Raw genomic sequence first — 12,221 nt, forward strand, 5'->3', positions numbered from 1 at the left:
CCAGGCTAATGCACCTTGCCGTCCACCCGGGGGGCGAGCAGGAAGGGGATCAGGCGCCAGCCGAGCAGGCCGAAACAGCCCAGCCAGCAGGCGGCGGCCAGATAGATCCACTGCACATAGGCTGCCGGGAAAAACTGGGGCATGACGATGCGCAGGACAAAACCCAGCAGCATCAGCCCCAGGGCCAGCTTGTCCAGGGTCTCGAAGACCACCTTGCGGCCGGTATGTCCCTTGGCGATGCGGATCAGCATGGCCGGAATCACCAGGCCCATGGCGCCGAAGGTGAATACGTGGAGCGACAGGGAACCGATCCAGGGCACCGGGCTGAAGTAATGCAGGCTCTCCAGCAGCAGTTGGGCGGTGATGGCCAGATAGCCCAGGTACATGACGCCGATGTCGATGCGGCTGAGACCCAGCAGGGGCTTCCAGAATGCCAGGCGCAGCAGGAGCAGGGCGGCCAGCAGCAGGGCCAGGACGGCGCCGGCCGGTGGCGGCAGCAGGGGTTGCAGCACCAGCAGCAGACCCAGCCCCTTGATGGCGCCATCCAGGCGCGGATGGCGGAGGATGGCGACCTGAAACACGCCTTTCATGAACTGGGTCAGGGTCCGTTCGAACATCACCAGGAAGGCCATGCGGAACAGGCCCAGGGTGATGCCGACGCCGATGGCGAAGGTCTCCGGCTGCAGCAGCAATTGCTTGGCCATGAGAAAGGCCGGCAGCACCAGCAGGAAATAGTAGTTGTCCCGGTAGCTGTCCTGGGTCCGGTAGCGGATCAGCGTATGCAGCAGCATGACGATGATGCTGCCCATGAAGAGGTTGCTGCCCAGGTGGAACAGCCAGCCGGGCCATGACCCGGCGTTGGCCATGACGACCCGTTCCAGCAGCCAGGCGGCAGCCAGGTAGGCCAGGGAAGCGCCGTGATGGCCTCGCACCGAGACCCAGTTTTTCGTGGCCGTGAGCAGGAAGCCGCCGAGGACGGCCCAGCCGAAGCCGAAGAACATTTCGTGGGCGTGCCATTGCAGCGGGGTAATGGGGGCGGCGGGCAGGGCGAGGGCGCCGGAAAAGATGGCGGCCCACAGCAGGGGCAGGCTCAGGCCGGCCAGGCAGGCGAGGGCGAAGAAGGGGCGAAAGCCCACCAGCCACAGCGGGTGTTCGGTAAATTTCACGATGGTGTGTCCGCTTGGGCCGGGCAGCGGCAATTGGCCGGCCCGACATGAAAAGGGGCTCCAGAATAGGAGCCCCGATGGTCGATGCGCTTTGATGCCTGTCAGCTTTGGCTGAAAAACCGCCGGACGGTACCGGCGGGGATGTCCATGCCCGTGGCCTGGGCCCGCTGCAGCAGTTCCCAGTAGTAGCGGTAGGAAGCCCGGTCGTGCAGTCGGCCGGCGTGCTGGATGGGGCCCCAGTCCTTGTCCTGGGCAGCTTCCAGGATTTCCGTGGCTTCCTGCACTTCGGAAAAGTCGGGGCGCATGGCTTCGACGATGGGCATGATCTGGTTGGGGTGAATGCTCCACATGCGCAGATAGCCGAACTCCCGGCGGGCACGGCGGGCGTCGTCGGCCGCCACGGTCGAGTCCTTGATTTCGGTGGTGACATTGTGGGAAGGCACCACGCCGTTGGCCAGGGCGGCGGCGGCGATGTCGGCCTTGGCCCGGGCCACCAGGGGGTGGTCGAACTGGCCGGGGCTCTTCATGGCACTGCCGGGAATGGCGCCGTGGTGGCCGGAGACGAAGTCCATGAGGCCGAAGTCCAGGCTTTCGACGCCGGGCAGGGCGGCAATTTCCCAGGCGTCCTTGAGGGCGCCGTGGGTTTCGATCAGCACGTGGACCGGAATGGGGCGGCTGATCCGGCACTGGGCCTCGATGCTGCGCAGGGCATCGATCTGGGTCCGCGCATCGTCGACGGAGCGAACCTTGGGAATGGTCAGGAAAGCGAGGTGCTGGCCGGCGTGGTAGACCAGGATTTCCAGATCCTGGCGCCAGTGGGGGTGGGTGATGTCGTGGATGCGCGCACCGACCCGGCCGAAGCGGTTGTCGCTGCCGCTGATGAGGCCGGCGGCCATTTCCGCATGTTCGGCTTCGGCACCGGCGTGGGCACCGTCTTCGCAGTCGCAGGTGATGTCGAAAACGGGTTGGTTGTTATGGGCCAGTTCCTGCTGCAGCTGCAGGGCCTTCTTCATGAGCTTTTCCGATCCGGCGTAGTGGTCCACCACAGGCAGGACGGGGAAGGGCTTTTCACCGGCGAAGAGAACGTCGTTGGGATGACGCAGGGTCATGGGCAAAGCTCCAAAGAAAAAGGCCGCGGCATTTTACCGCGGCCTTTGCAGCAAGTGGCTTGCTGTTGCTTACAGCATGGAAGCCACGGCAGCGCGCTCTTCTTCGAGCTCGGCCAGGGTGGCGTTCATCTTGCCGCGGCTGTACTCGTCGATCTCCAGGCCCTGGATGATCTTGTAGTCGCCGTTCTTGCACTCGCAGGGGAAGCCGTACACGACGCCTTCGGGAATGCCGTAGGAACCGTCGGAGGGCACGCCCATGGTGACCCATTCGTCGGAGCCCAGGACCCAGTCACGCACGTGGTCGATGGCGGCATTGGCAGCGGAAGCGGCGGAGGAGAGGCCCCGGGCTTCGATGATGGCGGCGCCGCGCTTGCCCACGGTGGGCAGGAAGACGTCGTTGTTCCACACGGCATCGTTCACCAGGTCCTTGACGTTGTCGCCGTTGGAGGTGGCGAAACGGTAGTCGGCGTACATGGTGGGGGAGTGGTTGCCCCAGACGACCATCTGCTTGAAGGAGGAAACGGCGCGGCCGGTCTTGGCAGCCAGTTGGGACAGGGCGCGGTTGTGGTCCAGGCGCAGCATGCCGTGGTAGTTGCGGGGGTTGGTGCGGCCAACCTTCTTGGCGGCGGAAGCGGCGATGTAGGCGTTGGTGTTGCAGGGGTTGCCCACCACCAGGACCTTCACGTCTTCCTTGGCGTTTTCAGCGATGGCCTTGCCCTGAACGGTGAAGATGGCACCGTTGGCGGTCAGCAGGTCGGCACGCTCCATGCCCTTGCTGCGGGGACGGGCGCCCACCAGCAGACAGACGTCGGCGTCCTTGAAGGCGACGTTGGGGTCGTCGGTGGCAACCATGCCGGCCAGCAGCGGGAAAGCACAGTCTTCCAGTTCCATCATCACGCCCTTGACGGCCTGCTGGGCTTGCGGCAGATCGAGCAGCTGCAGAATGACGGGCTGGTCTTTGCCGAGCATTTCGCCGGAGGCGATGCGGAAGAGCAGGCTGTAGCCGATCTGGCCGGCGGCGCCGGTAACGGCTACGCGCATGGGGGCTTTGGACATGGTGCGACTCCTGTGAGTACAGTCGTTGAACAAAATTCGTGAATTCGTCGCCGGCGCAGGCTCTCCGCGCCAAGCTTTGAAATAGTATGCCCTCGTTTCCGGGGTGTCAATGTTGCAACTTATGTCTTATATAAGATGTAAGTATTAGAATAGACTATTGACGTTTTTTGTGCTGAAATAACCAGATTATGACCCGCCAAGTTACGTCACTGTCGCCCACCTTCAGCCCTTTGTATCGTCAGATCAAGGAGTTGATGATGAGTAGCCTGGAAGCGGGGGAATGGGGTCCCGGCGATGCCATTCCCAGCGAATCCGAGCTGGCGTTGCGCTTTGGTGTGAGTCAGGGAACGGTGCGCAAGGCCATCGACGAGATGGCTGCCGAAAATCTCCTGGTGCGCCGTCAGGGCAAGGGCACTTTCGTCGCCACCCACAACGACCCCCGTTCCTTCTTCCGTTTTTTGCGCCTCGTTCCCAACGAAGGCGGCCTGCAGCAATCCCACAGCGAACCCATCGAATGCTGGCGTGCCAAGGCCGGTCAGGATGTGGCGCGGGTTCTCGGTCTCGAAGTCGGCAAGCCCATCACCATCGTCCGCCGGTTGTTGAGCTTTGATGCCGAGCCGGTGGTGCTGGACGAAATCTATGTGCCCAGCGATCTCTTTCCCGATCTCTCCCTGGAAATCCTCAAGGGCAGCGATCAATCCCTCTACAGCATGTACGAGTCCCGTTACGGCGTGCGCATGATCCGCGCCGAAGAGCGCATTCGTGCCGTGGCTGCGGACAAGAGCAATGCGGATTTGCTGCGGGTGCCGGAAGGTAGTCCCCTGCTGCTGGTGGAGCGAGTGGCATTTACCTACGGCAACAAGCCGGTCGAGTGGCGTCGCGGCTTTTACTCGACCCAGAAACACCATTATCTGAATGAACTAGGCTGAGGCAAGGAGGTCGGCGGCAACGGAAATTCGGAAACAAAGGGAAGTCGAAAAACACTATAATTTATAACTTTCATAAGGGTGCGGTGGCAGTTCAGTCGCCGTTTCGCAACAAGCAAGAGGGATGACGTTCATGGCAGAACTCAGTATCAAAAAGAAGCGTCCGAAAAATCTGGACCTGACAACGATCCGCCTGCCCCTACCGGGTATTCTTTCCATTCTCCACCGCGTCAGCGGCGCCGGCCTGTTCCTGTGTCTGCCCCTGCTGCTGTGGCTGTTCCAAAGCAGCCTGGCGACGCCCGAGTCGTTTGCCACCTTCAAGGCCGTCGCAGCCCATCCCCTGGTCAAGATCATCCTGCTGGGCCTGCTGTGGGCCTTCTGTCACCACTTCTGTGCCGGTATCCGCTACCTGTTCCTGGATGTGCACATGGGTGTTGATCTCGAATCCGCCCGTCTGACCAGCAAGATCGTCTTCGCCGTCAGCATCGCGCTGACCGTCATCCTGGGAGTTGCCCTGCTATGGTAAATCGCATTGTTGTTGGCGCCCATTACGGCCTGAAGGACTGGATTGCCCAGCGCGCCACGGCCGTCATCATGGCCGTCTATTCCGTCATCCTGTTGGCCGCCGTCGGCGCTATCGGCCCCAACACCTACGAAGCCTGGCGCGGCCTGTTCGCCAACGGCTTCATGAAGTTCATTACCTTCCTGTTTTTCCTCTCCCTGTTCTACCACGCCTGGATCGGCGTGCGTGACATCTGGATGGACTACGTCAAGCCCACCGGCATCCGCCTGGTGCTGCATGTCCTGACCATTTTCGCCCTGCTCGGCTACGCCGGCTGGGCCACTCAGATTCTGTGGAGACTGTAAGTAATGACTATCCCCGTGCATAAGTATGATGTGGTGATCGTGGGTGCCGGCGGTGCCGGTCTGCGCGCCGCTCTGCAAGTTTCCGAAGCCGGCCTCAAGACCGCCGTGCTGTCCAAGGTGTTCCCCACCCGTTCCCATACGGTTGCCGCCCAGGGTGGCGTGGCCGCCTCCCTCGGCAATGTGACCGAGGACAACTGGCACTGGCACATGTACGACACCGTCAAGGGTTCCGACTGGCTCGGTGACCAGGACGCCATCGAATTCATGGTAAAGAAGGCCAACGAAGTGGTCGTGGAACTGGAACACTTCGGCATGCCCTTCGACCGTCTGGACAGCGGCAAGATCTACCAGCGCCCCTTCGGCGGCCACTCCCAGAACTATGGCGAGAAGCCGGTGAACCGCTCCTGTGCCGCTGCCGACCGTACCGGTCATGCCATGCTGCACGCCATGTACCAGCGTAACGTCAAGGCCAACACCCAGTTCTTCGTGGAATGGATGGCCCTGGACCTGATCCGTGACGAAGATGGCGACGTGCTGGGCGTGACCGCCATGGAAATGGAAACCGGCGAAGTTCACATCTTCCACGCCAAGGCCACCATTTTTGCCACCGGCGGTGCCGGTCGCATCTACTACTCTTCCACCAATGCCTTCATCAACACCGGTGACGGCGTCGGTATGGCTGCCCGTGCCGGCATCCCCCTGGAAGACATGGAATTCTGGCAGTTCCACCCTACCGGCGTGGCCGGTGCCGGTGTGCTGATCACCGAAGGCGTGCGCGGCGAAGGCGGCATTCTGCGCAACGCTTCCGGCGAGCGCTTCATGGAACGCTATGCCCCCAACCTGAAGGATCTGGCCTCCCGCGACGTGGTGTCCCGTTCCATGGTGACCGAGATCAATGAAGGCCGCGGCTGCGGTCCCGACAAGGATCACGTGCTGCTGGACATTACCCACCTGTCCCCCGAGACCATCATGAAGCGCCTGCCCGGCATTCGTGAAATCTCCATCCAGTTTGCCGGTGTGGATCCCATCAAGGCCCCGATCCCCGTGGTGCCGACCTGCCACTACCAGATGGGCGGTATTCCGACCAACTATAAGGGCCAGGTCATTGTGCCGAAGGGCGACGAGAAGTCCGTTCCCGTGGGCGGTTTCTACGCTGCCGGCGAGTGCGCCTGCGCTTCCGTGCATGGCGCTAACCGCCTGGGCACCAACTCCCTGCTGGACCTGCTGGTCTTCGGCAAGTCCTCCGGCGAGTCCGTGGTGGAAGACCTGAAGGGCAATCCCCGCGCCCACAAGCCCCTGCCGGCCAACGCCGCCGACGTTTCCCTGGCCCGTATCGCCCGTCTGGACAACCAGAAGAACGGCGAGAGCGTGCACGAGGTTCGTCTGGCCATGCAGCGCACCATGCAAAAGCATGCCGGCGTGTTCCGCTTCAACGACCTGCTCAAGGCTGGCGTCGAGGAAATCAAGAAGGTCGCCGAACGGGCCAAGACCACCGAGATCAAGGATAAGTCCAAGGTCTGGAACACCGCCCGTACCGAAGCCCTTGAACTGGACAACCTGATCGAAGTGGCCAAGGCCACCATGATCTCCGCCGAAGCCCGCAAGGAATCCCGCGGCGCCCACGTGCGGGACGATGCCCTGGATACCGCCGAGACCCCGGCCGGCCGCGACGACAAGAACTGGCTCAAGCACACCCTGTGGTACTCCGAAGGCAACCGCCTCGACTACAAGCCGGTGAACCTGCAGCCGATGTCTGCCGACGTCGAGTCCATCGCTCTCGCCAAGCGGACCTACTAAGGCCAGGAAGGAATTACGCAAATGAGCGCCAATACCAAACGTACCGTTCAATTCAAGATCTATCGCTACGATCCGGATAAGGACAACGCACCTTACATGCAGGACATCACCGTCGAACTGGAACAGTCCGACAAGAAGCTGCTGGATGCCCTGGTGCGCCTGAAGGTCAAGGACGATTCCCTGGCTTTCCGCCGCTCCTGCCGCGAAGGCGTGTGCGGTTCCGACGCCATGAACGTCAATGGCAAGAACCGTCTGGCCTGCCTCACCGACGTGGACGAGCTGCCCCAGCCCATCGTGCTGCGGCCCCTGCCCGGTCTGCCCGTGGTGCGCGACCTGATCGTGGACATGACCCAGTTCTTCAAGCAGTACCACTCCATCAAGCCGTACCTGATCAACAACGATCCTCCTCCTGAGCGCGAGCGTCTGCAGTCTCCGGAAGAGCGTGAAGAGCTGAACGGCCTGTACGAGTGCATCCTCTGCGCCTGCTGCTCCACCTCCTGCCCGTCCTTCTGGTGGAACCCCGACAAGTTCGTCGGTCCGGCCGGCCTGCTGGCTGCTTACCGCTTCATCGCCGATACCCGCGACCAGGCCACCAATGAACGTCTGGACAACCTGGAAGACCCGTATCGCCTGTTCCGTTGCCACACCATCATGAATTGCGTTGATGTCTGTCCGAAGGGCCTGAACCCCACCAAGGCCATCGGCAAGATCAAGGAAATGATGGTTCGGCGTGCTGTTTAATGGATCGTGCTGAATACGAGCGCCTTCGCTGGCGCTGCATCCGCCGCGGCCTCCTGGAGCTGGACCTGACGCTGACCAAATTCCTCGACCAGGAATTCGACAAGCTGACGGAACCGGAGGTCGAAGCCTTCAAAAAGCTGGCGGAATTAGAAGATTGGGATTTCCTTGGCCTGATTGTTGGGGGCAAGGAACTTTCCGACCCGCATGAGGCTGCCGTACTGGCCAAATTGCGTAAGTGCTGAGTAAGGAAGGGGCGCCACCATGGCGCCTCGTCCTTCGCTAAAAAAGTAGTGATGACAACCACCACCACAGGGGCTGCAAAATGAGCGAACGCAAGGCTACTCTCAATATCGAAGGCCAAGGGCCGGTCGATTTCCCGATCATGTCTCCCACCCACGGCAACGACTGTATCGACATTCGTACCCTGGGCGGCAAAACCGGTCTCTTCACCTACGATTCCGGCTTCCTGTCCACTGCCAGCTGCAAATCCAAGATTACCTTCATCGATGGCGACAAGGGCGAGCTGCTGTACCGCGGCTATCCCATCGAGCAACTGGCCGAAAACTGCAACTTCCTGGAAGTCGCCTACCTGCTGAAGAACGGCGAACTGCCGAACGCTTCCCAGAAGACCGCTTTCGAAGACACCATCAAGAACCACACCATGGTGCACGAACAGCTGGCCAAGTTCTTCAGCGGCTTCCGCCGCGACGCCCACCCCATGGCCGTGATGGTCGGTGTGGTCGGTGCCCTGTCCGCCTTCTACCATGAAGCCATGGACTTCTCCGATGCCGAGCATCGCAGCATCAGCTTCAACCGCATCATCGCCAAGATGCCCACCATCGTTGCCATGGCCTACAAGTACACGACCGGTCAGCCGTTCATGTACCCGCGCAACGACCTGGACTACACCGCCAACTTCATGCACATGATGTTCGGCACCCCCTGCGAGACCTACAAGCCGAACCCCGTGCTGGTCCGTGCCCTGGACATCATCTTCACCCTGCACGCCGACCACGAGCAGAACGCCTCCACCTCCACCGTGCGTCTGGCCGGCTCCTCCGGTGCCAACCCCTTCGCCTGCATCTCCGCCGGTATCGCCTGCCTGTGGGGCCCTGCCCACGGCGGCGCCAATGAAGCCTGCCTGCAGATGCTGGAAGAGATCGGCGACGTCTCCCGCGTCGGCGAATACATCGCCCGCGCCAAGGACAAGAACGACTCCTTCAAGCTGATGGGCTTCGGTCACCGCGTCTACAAGAATTTCGACCCCCGCGCCAAGCTGATGCGCCAGGTGTGCAACGACGTTCTGAAGGAACTGGGCCTGGAAAACGATCGCCTGTTCAAGCTGGCCATGGAACTGGAAAAGATCGCCCTGGAAGATCCCTACTTCGTCGAGAAGAAGCTCTACCCGAACGTGGACTTCTACTCCGGCATCGTGCAGAAGGCCCTCGGCATCCCCACCTCCATGTTCACCTGCATCTTCGCCCTGGCTCGTACCGTGGGCTGGATGACCCAGTGGGAAGAGATGATCACCGATCCGGAATACAAGATCGGTCGTCCGCGTCAGCTGTACATCGGCGCCGCCAAGCGCGACGTCGCGCCGCTGGCCAGCCGTAAGTAAGACGAGAAAAGGGGCGGCGTGGCCGCCCTTTTTTTCAATGGTCGGCGGAAAATTCGCCGATTGCAGTGAGAGACAGACGTTCCAACAATAAAACCACACCACAGGTGATTGCCATGATGATGCAAAACTTCGGCACCTCCTACCTCTTCGGCGGCAATGCCCCGTTCGTGGAGGAGCTGTACGAGAACTACCTCGACAATCCCGCGTCCGTTCCCGACGAATGGCGCGAATACTTCGACAAGCTGGCCCAGCAGCCGGGTGCCGCTGCCCGCGATGTTCCCCACTTCCCCGTGATCGCCGCCTTTGCCGAACAGGGCAAGCGGGGTCCGGTGCGTACCGTGGTGGCCGCCGGTGACGACAAGAAGCAGGTTGCCGTCCTGCAGCTGATCAATGCCTACCGCTTCCTGGGCAACCGCTGGGCCAATCTGGACCCGCTCAAGCGCCAGGAACGCCCCGAAATCCAGGAACTGGAGCCGTCCTTCTACGGCTTCACGCCCGCCGACCTGAACGAGCCCTTCAATACCGGCTCCTTCCAGTTCGGCGCCGATCGCGCTCCCCTGGGCCAGATCATTGAGGCGCTGAAGGAAACCTACTGCGGTTCCATCGGCGTCGAATACATGTACATGAGCGACATTGCCCAGAAGCGCTGGCTGCAGGAACGCCTGGAACCCAGCCGCGGCAATGGCAACTACACGCCCGAGCGCAAGAAGCGCCTGCTCGACCGCCTCACCGTGGCCGAGACCCTGGAACGCTACCTGCACACCCGCTACGTGGGTCAGAAGCGCTTCTCCCTGGAAGGCGGCGAGTCCCTCATCGTCGCCATGGACGAAGTGATCCGCACCGGTGCCGCCACCGGCGTCCAGGAAATCGTCATCGGCATGGCCCACCGCGGCCGCCTCAACGTGCTGGTGAACACCCTGGGCAAGGCGCCCAAGATGCTGTTCGACGAGTTCGAAGGCAAGAAGGCCCAGGACCTGTCCTCCGGCGACGTGAAGTACCACATGGGCTTCTCCTCCGATGTGTCCACCGACCACGGTCCGGTGCACCTGACCCTGGCCTTCAACCCCTCCCACCTGGAAATCGTGAACCCGGTGGTGGAAGGCTCCGTCTATGCCCGCCAGCGTCGTCGCGGCGGTGACGATGCGGCCAAGGCCCAGATCCTGCCCGTCCTGATCCACGGCGATGCCGCCGTTGCCGGCCAGGGCGTGAACCAGGAAATGCTGAACTTCTCCCAGACCCGCGGCTACGGCACCGGCGGTACGGTGCACGTCGTGGTGAACAACCAGATCGGCTTCACCACCTCCGATCCCCGGGACTACCGTTCCTCCCTGTACTGCTCCGACATCTTCAAGATGGTCGAAGCCCCGATCTTCCACGTCAATGGCGACGATCCGGAAGCCGTGGCCCTGGTCACCCAGCTGGCCCTGGAATTCCGTCAGACCTTCAAGAAGGACGTGGTCATCGACATCATCTGTTTCCGCAAGCTCGGCCACAACGAGCAGGACGAGCCGATGGTGACCCAGCCCCTGATGTACAAGAAGATCCAGGCCCACCCCGGCACCCGCAAGCTGTATGCGGACAAGCTGGTGGCCCAGGGCGTGCTCTCCGCCGACGGTCCCGACCAGATCATCAAGGACTTCCGCGCCGCCCTGGACCAGGGCAAGCTGCTGTCCGACCCCGTGCTGTCCAACTACAAGCGTCAGCACGCCAACGACTGGGCGCCCTACACCAACAAGAAGTACACCGAGCTCGGCAACACCAAGGTGCCGAAGAAGGAACTGCAGCGTCTGGCCAAGCGCCTGACTGCCATTCCCGAAAACTTCACCATGCACTCCCGCGTCAAGAAGATCATCGAAGACCGGGCCCAGATGGGTGAGGGCAAGCTGCCGGTGGACTGGGGCATGGCCGAGAACCTGGCCTACGCCACCTTGCTGGCCCAGGGCTACGGCGTGCGCATCTCCGGCGAGGACGTGGGTCGCGGCACCTTCTTCCACCGTCACGGTGTGCTGCACGACCAGAACCGGGAAAAGTGGGACGCCGGTTCCTACATCCCCCTGGCCAACCTGCAGGAAGACCAGGGCAATTTCCAGAGCTTCGACTCCGTGCTGTCCGAAGAGGCCGTGCTGGCCTTCGAATACGGCTACGCCACCGCCGAGCCCAATGAGCTGGTGGTGTGGGAAGGCCAGTTCGGCGACTTCGCCAACGGCGCCCAGGTGGTGATCGACCAGTTCCTCTGCTCCGGCGAGGCCAAGTGGGGTCGTGCCTGCGGTCTGACCCTGCTGCTGCCCCACGGCTACGAAGGCCAGGGTCCGGAGCACTCCTCCGCCCGCCTGGAACGCTACATGCAGCTCTCCGCCGAGTTCAACTGGGAAGTCTGCTACCCCTCCAACGCCGCCCAGATCTTCCACCTGCTGCGTCGCCAGATGGTGCGCAAGCAGCGCAAGCCCCTGGTGGTGATGACGCCCAAGTCCCTGCTGCGCAACCCCAGCGCTTCCTGCTCCCTGGACGAGTTGGCCAACGGCACCTTCCAGACCATCATCGGCGAAACCGAGAAGCTGGAAGCGAAGAAGGTCACCCGTGTCATCGCCTGCGCCGGCAAGGTCTATTACGACCTGGTGGCCGCCCGCAAAGAACGCAAGCTGGAGAACATCGCCATCCTGCGCGTCGAGCAGCTGTATCCGTTCGACGACAAGCGCTTCGATGAGGAACTGTCCAAGTTCCCCAACGCCAAGGAACTGGTGTGGTGCCAGGAAGAGCCCCTGAACCAGGGTGCCTGGTACGCCAAGGCTCACCGCCTGCAAGTTGCCCTGAAGAAGGGTCAGACCCTGCACGTGGTGGCCCGTCCTGCTGCTGCTGCGCCGGCCGTGGGTTACCTGGCCAAGCACGTGGAGCAACAAAAAGCCCTGCTGGAAGAAGCACTGGGCAAACTGAACTAAAACCG

The 12,221-nt window shown here is 62.0% G+C and carries 11 protein-coding genes; 8 read left to right on the forward strand and 3 right to left on the reverse strand.

Annotated features, from left to right (window positions below; genetic code table 11):
• Nucleotides 1–5: 5 nt before the first annotated feature.
• The 3 genes from OEL49_RS05510 to OEL49_RS05520 form a co-directional block, all read right to left on the reverse strand.
• Nucleotides 6–1,166 (reverse strand): NnrS family protein, encoded by a 1,161-nt coding sequence (locus OEL49_RS05510; protein WP_287874173.1) that lies wholly within the window; start codon nt 1,164–1,166, stop codon nt 6–8.
• 101 nt (nt 1,167–1,267) lie between these two features.
• Nucleotides 1,268–2,275, reverse strand: a complete 1,008-nt coding sequence (locus OEL49_RS05515) for an HpcH/HpaI aldolase/citrate lyase family protein (RefSeq protein ID WP_014237265.1) — start codon at nt 2,273–2,275, stop codon at nt 1,268–1,270.
• Nucleotides 2,276–2,344: 69 nt separating this feature from the next.
• On the reverse strand, nt 2,345–3,331 hold the full coding sequence (locus tag OEL49_RS05520) for a malate dehydrogenase (protein WP_014237266.1): 987 nt from the start codon (nt 3,329–3,331) through the stop codon (nt 2,345–2,347).
• A 188-nt stretch (nt 3,332–3,519) separates the two neighbouring features.
• On the opposite strand from OEL49_RS05520, the gene OEL49_RS05525 reads away from it, so the two are divergent.
• From OEL49_RS05525 to OEL49_RS05560, 8 genes are all read left to right on the forward strand, one after another.
• A complete protein-coding gene (locus OEL49_RS05525) occupies nt 3,520–4,260 on the forward strand; it encodes a GntR family transcriptional regulator (RefSeq protein WP_014237267.1) in 741 nt (246 codons plus the stop codon).
• A 130-nt stretch (nt 4,261–4,390) separates the two neighbouring features.
• Nucleotides 4,391–4,783: a succinate dehydrogenase, cytochrome b556 subunit gene (sdhC, locus tag OEL49_RS05530; RefSeq protein ID WP_014237268.1), complete on the forward strand. Its 393-nt coding sequence runs from the start codon at nt 4,391–4,393 to the stop codon at nt 4,781–4,783.
• Complete coding sequence (gene sdhD / locus OEL49_RS05535; protein ID WP_014237269.1) at nt 4,777–5,124, forward strand: succinate dehydrogenase, hydrophobic membrane anchor protein; 348 nt, start codon at nt 4,777–4,779, stop codon at nt 5,122–5,124. Before sdhC ends, sdhD begins: the two co-directional genes overlap by 7 nt.
• 3 nt (nt 5,125–5,127) lie before the next feature.
• A complete protein-coding gene (gene sdhA, locus OEL49_RS05540) occupies nt 5,128–6,921 on the forward strand; it encodes a succinate dehydrogenase flavoprotein subunit (RefSeq protein ID WP_014237270.1) in 1,794 nt (597 codons plus the stop codon).
• 21 nt (nt 6,922–6,942) lie between these two features.
• Nucleotides 6,943–7,662: a succinate dehydrogenase iron-sulfur subunit gene (locus tag OEL49_RS05545; protein WP_014237271.1), complete on the forward strand. Its 720-nt coding sequence runs from the start codon at nt 6,943–6,945 to the stop codon at nt 7,660–7,662.
• A complete protein-coding gene (locus tag OEL49_RS05550; RefSeq protein ID WP_014237272.1) occupies nt 7,662–7,904 on the forward strand; it encodes a succinate dehydrogenase assembly factor 2 in 243 nt (80 codons plus the stop codon). Before OEL49_RS05545 ends, OEL49_RS05550 begins: the two co-directional genes overlap by 1 nt.
• A gap of 80 nt (nt 7,905–7,984) precedes the next feature.
• Nucleotides 7,985–9,280 (forward strand): citrate synthase, encoded by a 1,296-nt coding sequence (gene gltA, locus OEL49_RS05555; protein WP_014237273.1) that lies wholly within the window; start codon nt 7,985–7,987, stop codon nt 9,278–9,280.
• A gap of 113 nt (nt 9,281–9,393) precedes the next feature.
• Nucleotides 9,394–12,216 carry a 2-oxoglutarate dehydrogenase E1 component gene (locus tag OEL49_RS05560; protein WP_014237274.1) on the forward strand — a complete coding sequence of 941 codons (2,823 nt, stop codon included), beginning with the start codon at nt 9,394–9,396 and terminating at the stop codon, nt 12,214–12,216.
• Nucleotides 12,217–12,221: the final 5 nt, after the last annotated feature.

The organism is Azospira sp. (genome assembly GCF_030247495.1).
GTDB lineage: Bacteria > Pseudomonadota > Gammaproteobacteria > Burkholderiales > Rhodocyclaceae > Azospira > Azospira oryzae.